Annotated in this window: 16 protein-coding genes and 1 riboswitch; of the genes, 2 read left to right on the top strand and 14 right to left on the bottom strand. The window is 35.6% G+C overall.

What is annotated here, in order from left to right:
- A riboswitch (PreQ1 riboswitch) is annotated at nucleotides 1–45 on the bottom strand.
- A 17-nt stretch (nucleotides 46–62) separates the two neighbouring features.
- The 10 genes from AC1RPW_RS01745 to AC1RPW_RS01700 all read right to left on the bottom strand — a co-directional run bounded on the left by AC1RPW_RS01745 (nucleotide 63) and on the right by AC1RPW_RS01700 (nucleotide 9040).
- Entirely contained in the window at nucleotides 63–434 is a 372-nt protein-coding gene (locus tag AC1RPW_RS01745; protein ID WP_409021588.1) for a type II toxin-antitoxin system PemK/MazF family toxin, read from the bottom strand.
- 14 nt (nucleotides 435–448) lie between these two features.
- Nucleotides 449–682, bottom strand: coding sequence for a hypothetical protein (locus AC1RPW_RS01740; RefSeq protein ID WP_481760857.1), 234 nt, complete (start codon nucleotides 680–682; stop codon nucleotides 449–451).
- Nucleotides 683–747: 65 nt separating this feature from the next.
- The gene (gene alr / locus AC1RPW_RS01735; RefSeq protein WP_481760858.1) at nucleotides 748–1869 is read right to left on the bottom strand and encodes an alanine racemase; all 1122 of its coding nucleotides are present in this window, start codon (nucleotides 1867–1869) and stop codon (nucleotides 748–750) included.
- 2 nt (nucleotides 1870–1871) lie between these two features.
- Nucleotides 1872–2240 (bottom strand): holo-ACP synthase, encoded by a 369-nt coding sequence (gene acpS, locus AC1RPW_RS01730; RefSeq protein WP_481760859.1) that lies wholly within the window; start codon nucleotides 2238–2240, stop codon nucleotides 1872–1874.
- A gap of 161 nt (nucleotides 2241–2401) precedes the next feature.
- Nucleotides 2402–4012 (bottom strand): degradosome RNA helicase CshA, encoded by a 1611-nt coding sequence (gene cshA / locus AC1RPW_RS01725; protein ID WP_481760860.1) that lies wholly within the window; start codon nucleotides 4010–4012, stop codon nucleotides 2402–2404.
- A 162-nt stretch (nucleotides 4013–4174) separates the two neighbouring features.
- Nucleotides 4175–5551 carry a UDP-N-acetylmuramoyl-tripeptide--D-alanyl-D-alanine ligase gene (locus AC1RPW_RS01720; RefSeq protein ID WP_481760861.1) on the bottom strand — a complete coding sequence of 459 codons (1377 nt, stop codon included), beginning with the start codon at nucleotides 5549–5551 and terminating at the stop codon, nucleotides 4175–4177.
- A 34-nt stretch (nucleotides 5552–5585) separates the two neighbouring features.
- Nucleotides 5586–6659, bottom strand: a complete 1074-nt coding sequence (locus tag AC1RPW_RS01715; protein WP_481760862.1) for a D-alanine--D-alanine ligase family protein — start codon at nucleotides 6657–6659, stop codon at nucleotides 5586–5588.
- Nucleotides 6660–6753: 94 nt separating this feature from the next.
- The gene (locus tag AC1RPW_RS01710; protein ID WP_481760863.1) at nucleotides 6754–7542 is read right to left on the bottom strand and encodes a hypothetical protein; all 789 of its coding nucleotides are present in this window, start codon (nucleotides 7540–7542) and stop codon (nucleotides 6754–6756) included.
- 28 nt (nucleotides 7543–7570) lie between these two features.
- Nucleotides 7571–8464 carry a zinc metalloprotease HtpX gene (gene htpX, locus AC1RPW_RS01705; protein WP_409021596.1) on the bottom strand — a complete coding sequence of 298 codons (894 nt, stop codon included), beginning with the start codon at nucleotides 8462–8464 and terminating at the stop codon, nucleotides 7571–7573.
- A gap of 18 nt (nucleotides 8465–8482) precedes the next feature.
- The gene (locus tag AC1RPW_RS01700; RefSeq protein WP_409021597.1) at nucleotides 8483–9040 is read right to left on the bottom strand and encodes a LemA family protein; all 558 of its coding nucleotides are present in this window, start codon (nucleotides 9038–9040) and stop codon (nucleotides 8483–8485) included.
- Nucleotides 9041–9229: 189 nt separating this feature from the next.
- Here AC1RPW_RS01700 and AC1RPW_RS01695 point away from each other — a divergent pair, with 189 nt between their 5' ends.
- Nucleotides 9230–9694 carry a low molecular weight protein-tyrosine-phosphatase gene (locus tag AC1RPW_RS01695; RefSeq protein WP_481760864.1) on the top strand — a complete coding sequence of 155 codons (465 nt, stop codon included), beginning with the start codon at nucleotides 9230–9232 and terminating at the stop codon, nucleotides 9692–9694.
- Between the two features lie 40 nt (nucleotides 9695–9734).
- On the opposite strand, the gene AC1RPW_RS01690 is transcribed toward AC1RPW_RS01695, so the two are convergent.
- Nucleotides 9735–10445 carry a class A sortase gene (locus AC1RPW_RS01690; protein WP_481760865.1) on the bottom strand — a complete coding sequence of 237 codons (711 nt, stop codon included), beginning with the start codon at nucleotides 10443–10445 and terminating at the stop codon, nucleotides 9735–9737.
- A 107-nt stretch (nucleotides 10446–10552) separates the two neighbouring features.
- On the opposite strand from AC1RPW_RS01690, the gene AC1RPW_RS01685 reads away from it, so the two are divergent.
- Nucleotides 10553–11788 carry a multidrug efflux MFS transporter gene (locus tag AC1RPW_RS01685; RefSeq protein WP_481760866.1) on the top strand — a complete coding sequence of 412 codons (1236 nt, stop codon included), beginning with the start codon at nucleotides 10553–10555 and terminating at the stop codon, nucleotides 11786–11788.
- 85 nt (nucleotides 11789–11873) lie between these two features.
- Here AC1RPW_RS01685 and AC1RPW_RS01680 read toward each other — a convergent pair whose 3' ends face one another.
- From AC1RPW_RS01680 to AC1RPW_RS01670, 3 genes are all read right to left on the bottom strand, one after another.
- Complete coding sequence (locus AC1RPW_RS01680; protein ID WP_409021601.1) at nucleotides 11874–12137, bottom strand: type B 50S ribosomal protein L31; 264 nt, start codon at nucleotides 12135–12137, stop codon at nucleotides 11874–11876.
- Nucleotides 12138–12243: 106 nt separating this feature from the next.
- Nucleotides 12244–13509, bottom strand: coding sequence for a transcription termination factor Rho (rho, locus tag AC1RPW_RS01675; protein ID WP_409021602.1), 1266 nt, complete (start codon nucleotides 13507–13509; stop codon nucleotides 12244–12246).
- Between the two features lie 8 nt (nucleotides 13510–13517).
- Nucleotides 13518–14783, bottom strand: coding sequence for a UDP-N-acetylglucosamine 1-carboxyvinyltransferase (locus AC1RPW_RS01670; protein ID WP_481760867.1), 1266 nt, complete (start codon nucleotides 14781–14783; stop codon nucleotides 13518–13520).
- Between the last annotated feature and the right edge of the window lie 15 nt (nucleotides 14784–14798).

Below are 14798 nucleotides of genomic sequence, written 5' to 3'. Positions count from 1 at the left end.
ACTCCCTTAGTTTTTTAGCGTGGGATGGTTACGAACCACGTTTTTTTATGTCTTTTTACTGTTTATTTTTCTTTATGTATTGCTGAAACAAGTCCAACACTCATTCTAAGCGCATCATCAACCTCAAGCATACTTTTTTTCGATACATGCGTGATACGATCTTTTAGACGTTGCTTATCAATTGTGCGAATTTGCTCCATTAGTATAACTGAATCTTTTTCAATACCATCTCTACTTGCTAAAAGTCCAACATGTGTTGGCATTTTAGGCTTCTGGATGCGCGCCGTAATGGCGGCAACGATGACTGTCGGACTATAACGATTCCCAATATTGTTTTGGATAATGAGAACAGGTCTCATACCGCCTTGTTCAGAACCAATAACGGGCGATAAATCTGCATAGAATATATCACCACGTATGATACTTTCAACCATCTTATCCCAACTCTCTACATAATTTGAAGGTGCAATAACACTTCATCTTCAGATCCTTTAAAATCATTACAGATTTCACTATTCAATTGTCCCATTTCTGAGTAGCCATCAATTAACTCATCCATCATTTTTTTATGACTTAAAATAGAGTTAAATATTTCGCTATCCTTCAACGCTTCATTGGTAATCGAATAATATGCACAGTAATCGGCTATATGACTCATTGCTACTTTCTCATTTTTATCCATCTGCACTTCCCCCATAGAATTACACTCTACAGATAGTTTACCATAGCAAACTAAGCAAATAAATACTAATTTAGGTAGACATGTGGTACTCGTCCTGAAAGTGCACAGATTATTTCATAATGAATTGTTTCAGCGTACGTTGCAACATCCTGTGCTGTAATCATTTCATCGCCATCTTGGCCTATTAGAGTTACTTTTGTATCATTTGGCATTTCATGTGGCAATCTAATCATTAATTGATCCATGCAAACTCGACCAATTATTTCGCAAAATTGACCGTCGACTAATAGTTTAAAGCCTTGCATCTTTCGGGGCATACCATCTGCATACCCAATTGGTACTGTACCAACCCATTCATTTTCTTGAGCTTGATATGTAATACCGTAACCAACTGAATCACCTGCATGGATTTCTTTCACATAACTTAATTCAGATGTTAATCCAAATGCTGGTTTTAACGCATAAGGTAGTTCTAATTCACCACCAGATGGATTTAAACCATACATTGAAATGCCCATCCGAATCATATTACCGTTGCAAGCAGAGTGCCATAAGCTCGTTGCAGAATTAGAAACGTGTACATAACGAGGTCTATCAGAAACTACTGACATCAATTCATTAAATTTTGACATTTGTTTTTTAAAATACGAATCATTAGGAGAGTCTGCTGTCGCAAAGTGAGTAAAAACCCCTTCAAAGTTTAATGTATTTTGATGACTTCCAAGGAAATTAATTGCCTCTAAAAACGGTTCTGCTTCTCTAAAACCAATACGACCCATTCCTGTATCCAATGCTAAATGAACGGCCAAAGGCGCTAATTTTTCTTCACTCAGTAACTTATTAGCTTCTTGTAACCAGCCAAGTTCTGAAACAGTTACAGATATTTTGCTTTTTGCCAGTAACGGTGCATATTCAACTTTCGTTAATCCCAGAATCAAGATAGTTTCAACAAACCCGGCTTCTCGTAACGCTAATGCCTCATCAATTATTGCCACACAAAAACCTTTTACACCAGCATCTTTTGCAACTTTAGCTACTTCAATCAATCCATGACCATACGCATCAGCTTTAACAACAGCAAAAATAACCGTCTCATCTGTTAATGTCTTTTTTTCAGCTGTGATATTTGCCTTAATAGCTGCCCTATCTACCACGATTTGGGTTGGACGATGATAACCTACAACCATTTTTACATCCCCTTTTCTTGATTTTCTAAAATAACTTCAGTCATAACTAAATTGTTCGTATGAGAAATTGAAATAAAGCCATTACCCTCAAAAGGGTGCTGCGTAATTATCGGTTTACCAATTTCATTATTTAATATTTCAACATCTAAAAAGCCAACTTTATCCCCTATTCCCGTTCCAAAAGCCTTACTGTATGCCTCTTTGGCGGAAAATCTTCCAGCAATAAATTCGTCTTTATGACTACCTTTTAATTCATCAAATTGTTTAATTTCATTTGTTGTGAGAATCTTTGTTATAAATTCTTCATGTTGTTTTGCCAACTTTACTACTCGATCAATATCGGCAATATCAACACCAATTCCATAAATCATATTATCACCTATTTCTTTTCATTGATATCCTTGTTAAGTTTATCAAATTTATTCATTTTCTGCACTAAAATCGTTTATATTTTACCTATCAATATTGTAAGAATAGCAATTTTAAACAAAAAAAGAGACCTAAATTAATAGGTCTCTTTTCAATATTCAAATTAATCTTTTGTTCTGATTGTGAAGTTACGTTTTGGTGCGCTACTTCCGTTTGAACGGTTGTCATTTGAACGATTATCGCTTGAGCGGTTACCTTTGTAACCTCCGCCACCATTACCATTGCTACGGCGATCGCTACTTCCGTTACGACGATCTGAACTTCCACCGTTACTACGGTTTCCGCCACCATTACGGTTGCCTTGGTAACCACCACCGTTGCCACCACGACGATTTCCACCGCCATTGCCGCTACGACGGTTGTTTCCGCCACCACCGCCACCCCCCTTACGTCTAGGTAATGGGCGTTCTGGTGTAATCTTAACAGGTACTTGTGATGAATCATTTTTAATAACATCACTAAGTAATGCTGCAACTAAATCAGCAACTTCAAACTTAGCCATTAATTCAGTAGCTTGTTTTGCATATTTTTTAGTATCAGTTTTGTTAACTAAGGCAGTAACGTCAGCGATTGCTGTTTCAATTTGACCAGCAAATGCTTCATCATCTGTAGGTGGTGTTAAAGCCACCATACGTTTCTTAGTTAATTTTTCGATTTGACGTAAGTAATCCATTTCATTTGGTGAAACAAATGTCAATGAAGTTCCTTTATGTCCGGCACGGCCTGTACGGCCAATACGATGGACATAACTTTCAGGATCTTGAGGAATATCATAGTTAAAGACATGGGTAACCCCAGAAATATCTAAACCACGAGCAGCAACATCAGTTGCAACTAAAATATCAAGTTTACCTGATTTAAATTCACGTAAAATACTCATACGACGTTGTTGTGATAAATCACCATGGATTCCTTTAGCGTTGTATCCGCGCATTTCAAATCCTTTAGCTAATTCGTCAACACGACGTTTTGTACGACCAAACACGATTGTTTGTGTTGGGTTTTGAGCATCATACATACGTGTCATGATATCAAATTTTTCGAAATCTTTTGAGATTACGTAGAATTGATCAACTAAGTCAGTTGTTAATTCTTTTGCCTTAACAGTTACCAAAGTTGGATCTGTCATAAATCTTTCACCAATACGGCGAATAGCAGTTGGCATTGTTGCAGAGAATAACAATGTTTGACGTTCGTCAGGAACAGTTGTTAAGATGCTTTCGATATCTTCAACGAATCCCATATCTAACATTTCATCAGCTTCATCTAAAACCAAAGTTTTAACATTACCTAATTTAACGGTGCGACGACGAATATGATCTAATAAACGTCCTGGTGTTCCAACTAAAATTTGAGGTGCGCGATTAAGACTCTTGATTTGACGACGAATATCAGACCCACCATAAACAACTTGAACTTTAGCATGTTTTTCTTTACCTAAACGGTAAAGTTCTTCTTGCGTTTGAATAGCAAGTTCACGTGTTGGTGAGATGATAAGTGCTTGAACTTCATCTTTTGTTGTATCAATTGTATCTAAGATTGGTAAACCAAATGCAGCAGTTTTACCAGTACCTGTTTGTGCTTGTCCAATAACATCTTTTCCTTCTAAAGCCATTGGAATTGTTTCAGATTGGATAGGTGTTGCTTCTTCAAAACCGCTGCGTTGAACGGCCTTTAGTAGTTCATCGGATAGTCCTAATTCTGTAAATTTCAAGTATAAATTCCTCCTAATGTGTTTGCAAACTAACATGCTTCACAACACAGTTAAGAGTTCGTCGTCAATTACTGTCTTGTAAAGTTAAATTAATTTAAGTCTGACCCTTCATGAGTCACTATTTAAACTATAATAGCACCTTAAATAATATTAAGCAACTCTCTAATTACTTTGTAAAGCCGATAAAACGGTTTCTAAATGAACGCCATGGCTTCCTTTAATCAAAATAGAATCTTTTTCAGTACGTATTTTTAATAAATCTTCAACCATAGCTTCTTTTTCATCTAAATCATAATAATGAAGATGTTGATCATCATACTTTGATTTTAATGCTGTTGCTAAAGATTTTATTTGTTCTCCGTAAAGATAAACGCTTTGAATTTTTTCATTATCAAAACTATCAGCCAAGCTGAGATGCATATCGCTAGATTGCTCACCTAATTCAAGCATATCACCCAAAACAACCATTCGATTACCTTCAACATCGCTGTTTGAGAATGCTTTGATAACAGCTTTTGCAGCTGTCGGATTTGAATTATAGACATCACTTAAAATTGACTCGCCCAAATGACCTCTAAGCCACTCTGTCCGATTCTTCGTTAAATCAAAATCACTAAGCGCCTTTACAATATTTTTAGGTGACACACGATAATGACGACCAACTGAGATAGCAGCCATCGCATTATCTACGTTATATGTGCCAATCATTGGAATTGTAAAATTAAAATCAGCCATTTCTCTCACTTTAAAGCTAGTCATTGTTTGATTGCCGACAACATTTGAAACACTCAAGTCAGCACTTTCACCATGACCGAAGCCAAATGATTGCTGTTCAATATTGGAAACACGTTCTCTTAATAACGGTTCATCTGCATTATAAACCAACAAGCCGTCTTCTTTCAGCCCATTCACAATTTCCATTTTTGCATCCGCAATTTTATCTCGCGTACCAAAAAATTCGATATGTGCTTCGCCAATCATCGTAATAACAGCGACATCAGGTTGTGCAATTCGACTTAAAAAGTCTAACTCACCAGGATGATCCATCCCCATTTCGACAACAACAACTTCCGTATTAGGTTCTATACTTAATAAAGTCATCGGTACGCCTAAATGATTATTGAAATTCGCTTCCGTTTTACAAACATTATATTGCTGACTTAAAATTTCTGTAATCATATCTTTAGTTGTCGTTTTACCGTTACTACCAGTAACTGCGACAACTTTAGGATTAATTTTATCCAAGTAATGTTTTGCTAAATCTTGGTAAGCCATTAATGTGTCATCTACTAAGATAGCTGGGATTTTCGTTGGCATTGTATCTTGATGGTCAACTGCCCATAAAGTCGCTGTTGCACCATTATCAATCGCACTTTGGATATAATCATGACCGTCATTTTCTGCCACAATAGGTACAAATAAACTGCCTTCCGTTAGTTGTCGACTATCAAATGAAACACTCGATATATTAATTGGTTCATCAGTAATTTCGTTCTTGGCGCTAACTGCGCTCGCAATTTCAGTTAATTGCATTTTCATTATATAAACCCTCGCATTCATATGACCATTAAATCTATTGTTTACTATTATTTGCCTGATTTTTTTTCAATGCTAATTGTAATAATTCTTCAATTAAATCACTGTAACTCAGCCCAACGGCTTCCCACAATCTTGGATACATTGCATTTTTATAAAATCCTGGCATTGTTGTAATCTCATTTAAATAAATATCTTGGTTAGCGCTAATTAAAAAATCACACCTAGCAAGCCCTGATCCATCAATAACCGCAAAAGCTGTTTTAGAAAAACCAACTATCTTATCCAATAATTCCTCATCGAGTTCAACTGGAATTCTGGCTTCGTGATCTTCCTTCATTGCAAGTTTACGATCATAGACGTCATCAAACGACAAAATTTCTCCTGGTACACTTGTTGCGATTTCTTCGTTACCTAATAATCCAATTTCAATTTCACGTGCTACAATGCCTCGTTCTACAATCACTCGAGGACCAAGTTCAAAAGCATTATCAATTGCATATTGTAATTCAACACTATTATTCACCTGTGTAACACCGATTCCTGAACCCAAATTAGATGGTTTCACATACATTGGATAAAGTAATTCGCCCTCACATCTGGCAATCACACTTGCAGTGTTATTTTCCCAAGACTGTGAGTCAATCGCTTGGAATGGTACAACCGGAATTCCGGCTTGTTTAAAGAGTAATTTACTCATTATTTTATCATTACCGACAGCCGATGCTAGTACACTGTTACCAACATAGGGGATATTCAACGTTTCAAGTAGTCCTTGGACAGTTCCATCTTCACCATTTGGGCCATGTAAGACAGGAAAAACCACACTATCTTCAGGGTCAAATCCATTTGGCAAAAATTTTATTCCAGTTGAATTTTCATGATTATTCGTTGCTTGTCCTTTTTCATCTGTTTCTCTAAGTCTTAAATTATCAACAAATTTAACTGGTTCGTTAAGCGTCTGACCTTGCAGCCAATTCCCCGTTTTCGTAATATAAACTGGAATTACCGAATAGTATTGGTAATATATCGCTTGTGTTATTTGAAAAGCAGTTGAAAGTGAGATCTCATGTTCTGCACTTTTACCACCATAGAGTAAATAAACTCGCATTCGTATTGCCCTCCATTTTTTGCACGTCCTATTGTACCATTCTTTTTAAATTCAACAAAAATAAAAAAAGATAACATAATAATACGTTATCTTTTTAGAATATAATACTGTCTTCAAAAGCAGATTTGTTAGAAACTTCGATAAACCATTCTTGATCTACAAATCGATACTCCAAATTAGCAACTAACTTGGCACTTTCTGTCTCCAATGTTGGCTCATGCCACTTCATCTGAGAAACGTTATCTATCATAATATAGACAGGTAATATTAACTTCGTATTATTAATTGTGATCCTTGAAAAATCTAATATTACACCTTCAACAAATAATGGCATTAATTCTTCAACAATTTTTTTAGGTATCTTTTTCAACGTCATAGGACGTCGTCTAAACAGACCATTTTTTTCACGATACGATTGATTCGCATGTCTAATAATTGATTTAGAAAAAACATTATAAAATTGCGTTAAATAACGATAGTAGATTTTTAATGCATCATTTGGTAACGTTAAAAAAACGTAGTCATTCTGCAATTTATAGTAAAAAGGTGATTGAATATGAGAAAATGCATGTCCCAAATATAAGAATTCTGCTACTTCTCTTGGTGTTATTAATTCTAAATCATCTTGACTATCGAAATCAATCCAACTTTGCTTTAACCCAACAGTCTTTTTATTCAAATAACGTGCAGTATCTTCTTCCCCGGTTACCGTGTTAAATCCTGTTGCGATGTCAATTTCATTTTCATAATCCACTGGGTTTAACGATAAAATATTAGTTGGTAATCTGGGAATGCTTGTTATGAAATCTTCTTTGGAAATCCCATATGATAAAATCAAATGAGAAACCGTTTCAACATGAACGTAGACTAAATTGTCTCTCACCACTATCATCCCCATTTTATAAAATAGTTTACATTGCTTCTAATCTTTCAATTCTATCTTCCATCGGTGGATGTGTTTGAAATAATCCAGTTGTTTTTTTCTTCAATGGATTTGAAATATAAAGTGCCGCACTACTTGGATCGGCACGTTCCATTGGTTTACTATCAGAAATTTTTTCCAACGCATGGATTAGTCCTTGCGGATTACGCGTTAATTCAACAGCAGAAGCATCAGCCAAATATTCTCTGTTTCGAGAAAGTGCAAGCTGAGCAATTGTTGCTGCAATTGGTCCTAAAATAACCAATAATAATGATAAAATCATCAAAATAATTTCTAATGATCCGCCACCTTCTCGATCATCACTTCGACGGCGACCTCCGCCCCACCAAAATGAGTTCATTCCAATATTTACTAATAATGAAATTGCTGCCGATAATGCTAATGCAATTGTTGATAATCGAATATCGTAGTTGCGTACATGCGAAATTTCATGCGCCATAACGCCTTCTAATTCTTCACGATTTAATCGATTGATTAAGCCACTTGTTGCAGCAACTGCCGCGTGTTCTGGATTATTTCCCGTTGCAAACGCATTAGGACTATCATCTTCAATAATAAACACTTTTGGCATTGGAACTTGGCCCACAATCGCCATATCTTCAACAACATGCCATAATTCAGGTGCATCATCGACTGATTTTATTTCAGTTGCATGATTCATACTCATGACAACGCTAGTTGATTGTGAAATCATCAATCCCATATAAACAACTGCAATGACAACAGCCATAAGTAGTCCAGAAACAGCACTATTGAAAAAAACATAGCCAACGGCACTACCAATCGCAACCATCAATAAAACAAAACCAATTAAAACATAAACTGTTTTGCGCTTATTTCGCGCGATTTGATCATATAGCATTAGTTATCTCCTAACTGTTTAATCAAATGAAACGTTGGGTACAGCTTTTTCAGCTTCAGGGACTTCAAGATATTCTACTTTTGTAAAATGATGAATTCCGGCAACAATGTTACTTGGAAATGATTGAATTTTTGCATTTAAACTTGCAGCAGTTGAGTTAAATAGTTGACGTGAATAAGAAATTTTATTTTCTGTATTTGATAGTTCTTCCATTAACTTAGTGAATTCTGTGTTAGCTTTTAAATCTGGGTAACTTTCAGATAACGCAAAAATACTTTTCAATGATTGACTCAATTGATTAGAAACTTCCATTGTTGTTTCATGTGCATCCGTTGGTACTTGTGTTAATTGATTACGTAATTCAACTACTTTAGCAAATGTTTCTTTTTCGTGAGTTGCATATCCCTTAACAGTTGAAACTAAGTTAGGAATTAAATCATTACGACGTTTTAATTGGACGTCAATTTGACTCCATGATTCCTCAGTCCGGATTTTTGCTTTTACTAAACCATTGTAGCCGCTAATGTACATAATAACTAAAAGTACTACGATAACTCCGATAATAATCATTGCCATAATTTTCAGTCTCCTCTTTAAATATAAAGTGTCTTATTTTAGTTTCTATTCTTAATTATCATACCAAAGTTAGACCCTTTTAGAAAGCAATTAAGCTAACGGTTACACCAATTTATCTAACTAGTTTTAATAATGTGATTATTATGGCATAATAGCATTATTAAGAAATTTGTAAAGGGGATTATTAACATGAATGTATTATTTGTATGTATGGGAAATATTTGCCGATCACCAATGGCTGAAGCAATGTTACGAGACGATTTAGCTAAGTTAAACCTTTCTGACCAAGTAACTGTTGATTCTGCTGGCACAAGTTCTTCACAAGAAGGAAATGGCGCCCATGAAGGGACTATTACTAAACTTGTTGAACATCAGATTCCAACAGATGGCTTAATCTCACGTCCGGTTAGTTACTTAGATTTCATTAATAGTGATTTAATTATTGCAATGGATGATATCAATGTTGAGCGTCTTGAAAAAGCTGCACCTGCATCTAAAAAAGAAAAAATCGTTAACTTCCTTTCAATTGTTCCCGGTAAAGAAAAAGAATCTGTTCCTGATCCATGGATTACTGGTGACTTTGACGAAACTTATAACTTAATTAGTCTTGGAATGCCTTACTGGATTGATTATATTAAAGCACAAATTAAATAATAAAAATGACCACAAATTTTAAAATTTGTGGTCATTTTTATTATTTATTATTATGAATCATTTTAAAATACTTTTGAACTGTTTTTGGTGCAGCATTGTATGTCCAATCTTTAACATACTCACCTTGGACCATCAAACGTCCGGCACCCGTATCATCACAAGTAATTAATGTGACTAATTTTTCTCCGGGTACATCATCAATAACTTGAACGTCTGTTGCTTTGATATATTTCATTTTAGATGTTTCATACTCATAAATCTTTTTAGCATCTGTTAAATAGATTTTTTGGCCAATTTTCATGCTAACTAATGGACTAAACAATAAATCCTTTCGAATCATATGATGTCCAGCAAGTGCATAATTACCCTCGCCCATTTTTTGGTTTTCCTTTAAAGTTCCAGCAGCAAGTGCCAAGGTATCAGTGCTAACGCCTTTAGCAATCGGCAAGTTCATTGAGACATCCGGAATACTAATTTCTCCAAGTAAAACCAAATTTTTTTCATTTGCTTTTGCTTTCACGACATCTGCCGTATTCAAACTCTTAACTTCACTAAAATCAAAGGATGCTTTTTTATTTTTATTTTTATCGACTAATTCTGAATTAATGGTTGGGTCTGTTAGTCCAACAATAAAGTTTTTAATTTGTTCATTGAATACTAGCGAAAGCCCCACCAATAACAATAGTATTAATAATATAGTTGTTAGCCATTTTTTCCAACGACTTTTTTTAGCTGCTTTATTTTTTTCCATTAATAACCCCCACTTTCGCTTAACAACTATTTTACCATATAACTTTTATCCTTGTTTAGTGTTATGATTATAATTATCAAAAAATATCTTTAGGGGGACTGTTTAATTTGTTGACTTCACTAAAATCAACATTTTTTCGTTCTAGACAACCTTGGGAACAAAATTTATTTGTTTTATGGTTTGGTACGTTCATGGCTGGCGTGGCATTTAGTTTAATTATGCCATTTATGTCACTTTATATTGATACGTTAGGTGACTTCACCAAAACCGAATTAAATTTTTATAGCGGCATTACCTATTCATCTACATTTTTAATTACCGCCATTGTTTCCCCACTATGGGGTCGTTTAGCTGATCGAAAAGGTCGTAAATTAATGATTTTAAGAGCTTCATTCGGAATGGCCATTGTTTTAGGCCTGATGGGGCTTGTCAGTAACGTTTACCAATTAATTGCGTTACGTTTATTACAAGGTGTCTTTTCTGGTTATATTAGTAACTCACAGGCACTGATTGCAACAGAGACACCCAAGCGGCAAAGTGGTAAAGCACTCGGTATTTTAGTTACCGGTAGTGTTACTGGTACTTTATTTGGACCACTAATCGGTGGCGCAATAGCTGGGGTCTTCGGCTATCGTATTACCTTCTTCATTACTGCTGCGATTTTGCTAATTGTTTTCTTACTTAGTTATTTCTTTGTACATGAACATTTTACGCCTGTTGAAAAAGGTGAAATGCAAACGTCAAAAGAAATCTTCAAGAAATTACATCATCCTAAATTAATTATCGGGATGTTTGTCACTACCTTAATCATTCAAGCATCAAATTATTCCATTAGTCCTATTCTAAGCTTATACGTTCGAGAACTCTTACATAACGTTGGAAATGTTACCTTTATCAGTGGGTGTGTGGCTTCTATTCCAGGAATAGCAACGCTAATTGCTGCGCCTCGCTTAGGAGTACTAGGCGATAAAATTGGAACAGAACGTATTTTAAAAATTGCACTTACTGTCGCAATTTTCATTTTTATTCCAATGGCATTAGTGACTAATGTTTGGCAACTTGGCGGCTTACGTTTCTTAATTGGGATTACGGATGCCGCAATGTTACCTGCAGTTCAAACAATTCTAACAAAAAATACACCGGCAGAATTCACAGGTCGAGTGTTCAGTTACAATCAATCATTCCAAGCCATGGGATCAGTCGTTGGTCCTATGATTGGCTCTACCGTTTCTGGCGTATTCGATTACAAAGGTGTCTTTATTTCTACCGCTATTTTAGTTGGTATTAATCTCATCTGGGTTCTCTACGTCACAAAAGGGATGTATTCACGAAAAGCTGAATAGTAACGTTCAATCTAGTTGAACGTTACTATTTTTTTGTATAAAAAAAGGAAGAAGCTTATTGGCTTCTTCCTTTTCGAAATAGTTCTTATTTTGCAGCGTTTGCGTCTGTAAGACCATATTTCTTGTTGAAACGATCCACACGGCCATCGGCTTGAGTGAATTTTTGACGTCCAGTATAGAATGGATGTGAATCCGATGAAATTTCGACACGAATCAATGGGTATGATTTGCCATCTTCCATTTCAATTGTTTCTTCTGAATGTTTTGTTGAACCTGAGATAAATTTGTAACCTGAAGTAGTATCCATAAATACAACTTCATGGTAATCTGGATGGATTTCTTTTTTCATAAGTAAGTATTCTCCTTTGCCCTAATCCATCTGCTGAATTAGAGTTATTCTTTATATTACAACATGCACAATCTTATCACGAATTAACTCGTTTTACAATTAAATTTTATTTACTTGTTTTTGTTAACTCTTTTAAAAATTCAGCATTATTTTTTGTTTTCTTCATTTTTTGGATAACACGTTCCGTAGCACCTAGTGAATCGCCTGTCATCATCTTTCGAATCTGCCATAGTTCTTCAATTGTTTGCTTAGATAATAATAATTCTTCTTTACGTGTACTTGATTTTTTTAAATCGACAGCAGGGAAGATACGGCGTTCAGCAAGCTCTCTTGAGAGTTGTAATTCCATATTACCGGTTCCTTTGAACTCTTCATAAATCACATCATCCATTCGGCTACCCGTATCAACCAAAGCAGTTCCTAATATTGTCAGGCTTCCACCTTCTTCAATATTACGTGCAGCACCAAAGAATTTTTTAGGTCGATAAAATGCTGCTGGATCAATCCCACCTGATAACGTCCGTCCGCTTGGCGGAATCGTTAAATTATACGCTCTAGCCAAGCGAGTAACTGAATCCATTAAAATAACAACATCTTGCTTATCTTCAACTAATCGCATTGCACGTTCTAAAACAAGTTCAGAAACACGCGCATGGTTCTCTGGTTGTTGATCGAATGTTGACGATACAACATCACCTTTAATTGATCGTTCTAAATCAGTCACTTCTTCAGGTCGTTCATCAATTAATAGTACGATTAATTTTACATCGGGATGATTTTCTGCGATTCCTTGAGCAATCTCTTTAAGTAAAGTTGTTTTCCCAGCTTTAGGTGGTGCCACGATTAAACCACGTTGACCAAATCCAATAGGAGCAAATAAATCAGTTAATCTCGTTGAAAGATTTTGACTAGTTGTTTCTAAAGTTAATTGTCGATTAGGATATAAGGGCGTCAGTGCAGGAAAATGTGGACGTTCCTTTGCTTCTTCTGGATTTTTACCATTAACTGTATCAACGTGCATTAACCCATAATAACGTTCATTAGGCTTTGGTGGTCGTGCTTTACCTCCGACTAAATCCCCATTTCTTAAATTAAATCGCTTAATTTGTGAGGCAGAAATATAAATGTCCTCTTGTGATGGGCCGTAGTTAATTGGACGCAAAAAACCGAATCCATCCTGATTGGGAACAATGTCTAAGACACCTTCCATCAAAATGAATCCTTGTTGTTTTGCTTGAGCCCTTAGAATTGCCAAAGACAATTCTTTTTTATTCATTTGGCTATAATATTGTATTTTATATTCTTGGGCATAGCCATAAATTTCTTTAAGCGTCTTGTCTTTTAATTCACCCATCGTTAAGAAGTCGCTCATTTAATCACCTAATCTTCATCAATAATTTCTACATCAGCAGATAAATTTGTCATTTTTTGTACAACGCAATCATAACCACGTAAAATATTATCGGCTTTCTCAATGACAGTCGTACCATTAGTCATTAAAGCAACTTCAAGTAATGCAGCACCTGCACGAATTTCATCTGCATAAACAGTTTGGCCTGTTAATTCAGTTGATTGATTGATTCGAATAATGCCATCTTTTGATTCAATCTTAACACCCATTCGTTGCATTTCTGGAATGTGCTTAATCCGTTCAGGATAAAGTGTATCAATAATACGACTCTCACCTGTAGCCTTGAGCATAACGGCAGTAATTGGTTGTTGCAAGTCAGTTGCAAACCCAGGATATGGTGAAGTTGTCACTTCAATTGGGATAATTTTATCGCCACCAGGAACAAAAATACTATCTTCATTCACTTGGAAAGTAACGCCCATTTCACTAAGTTTAGCTAAAAATGAATCTAAATGTTCAGTAATAACATTCTTAATTAAAACGCCCTCACCCATTGCAGCAGCAAGTGAGATATAAGTACCAGCTTCAATACGATCTGGAATAATCGTATGCGTATTAACAGCTTTTAAGCTATCAACACCTTGAATTCTGATTTCACCAGTCCCCGCACCACGAATATGAGCACCCATATTATTCAAGAATGTTGCAATATCAATGGTTTCAGGTTCTTTTGCAGCATTTTCAATGATTGTGGTTCCTTTTGCACGGACAGCAGCCAATAAAATGTTAATTGTTGCACCCACTGAAACAAGGTCCATAAAAATACGGGCTCCCTTTAATCCTTCAGGGCCACTCGTAATAATCACTGCGTCTTCTTCTTCGATAACTTCAGCGCCAAGAGCTTTAAATCCCTTGATGTGTTGATCAATCGGACGTGGTCCAATATTATCACCACCAGGAAATCCAACAACTGCACGACCGAACCGACCTAATAAGGCACCCATAAAGTAATAAGAAGCTCTTAAACTTTTAATGGCACCACCAGGTAAAGGTTCATCCTTAATCATCGTAGGATCTACCATTAAGTTACCAGCGTTAAATTCAGACTTAACATTCATTTGATCTAAAATTTTCATTAAATTATGTACATCTAAAATATCGGGGACACTGTCAAAATGCACAGGTGTATCCGCAAGAATAGCTGCAGGAATCAATGCAACAGTACTATTCTTAGCACCACCGATTATTACTTCGCCAGACAGTTTTTTACCGCCTCTAATAATCATCTTTTTCATTTATTATTTCCTCAC

It is taken from the genome of Dellaglioa sp. CoH-55-MRSF-8 (assembly GCF_056782195.1).
Note: the sequence above shows the minus strand (reverse complement) of the source record. Positions and strands in the feature narration are given on the sequence as shown.

Coding starts and splice junctions, on each gene's coding strand:
- AC1RPW_RS01695 (WP_481760864.1), top strand. CDS start 9,230: ATGAATGTATTATTTGTATGTATGGGAAATATTTGCCGATCACCAATG.
- AC1RPW_RS01740 (WP_481760857.1), bottom strand. CDS start 682: ATGGATAAAAATGAGAAAGTAGCAATGAGTCATATAGCCGATTACTGT.
- AC1RPW_RS01680 (WP_409021601.1), bottom strand. CDS start 12,137: ATGAAAAAAGAAATCCATCCAGATTACCATGAAGTTGTATTTATGGAT.
- AC1RPW_RS01700 (WP_409021597.1), bottom strand. CDS start 9,040: ATGGCAATGATTATTATCGGAGTTATCGTAGTACTTTTAGTTATTATG.
- AC1RPW_RS01715 (WP_481760862.1), bottom strand. CDS start 6,659: ATGCGAGTTTATTTACTCTATGGTGGTAAAAGTGCAGAACATGAGATC.
- AC1RPW_RS01670 (WP_481760867.1), bottom strand. CDS start 14,783: ATGAAAAAGATGATTATTAGAGGCGGTAAAAAACTGTCTGGCGAAGTA.
- rho (WP_409021602.1), bottom strand. CDS start 13,509: ATGAGCGACTTCTTAACGATGGGTGAATTAAAAGACAAGACGCTTAAA.
- alr (WP_481760858.1), bottom strand. CDS start 1,869: ATGGTTGTAGGTTATCATCGTCCAACCCAAATCGTGGTAGATAGGGCA.
- AC1RPW_RS01745 (WP_409021588.1), bottom strand. CDS start 434: ATGGTTGAAAGTATCATACGTGGTGATATATTCTATGCAGATTTATCG.
- acpS (WP_481760859.1), bottom strand. CDS start 2,240: ATGATTTATGGAATTGGTGTTGATATTGCCGATATTGATCGAGTAGTA.
- htpX (WP_409021596.1), bottom strand. CDS start 8,464: ATGCTATATGATCAAATCGCGCGAAATAAGCGCAAAACAGTTTATGTT.
- AC1RPW_RS01690 (WP_481760865.1), bottom strand. CDS start 10,445: ATGGAAAAAAATAAAGCAGCTAAAAAAAGTCGTTGGAAAAAATGGCTA.
- AC1RPW_RS01720 (WP_481760861.1), bottom strand. CDS start 5,551: ATGAAAATGCAATTAACTGAAATTGCGAGCGCAGTTAGCGCCAAGAAC.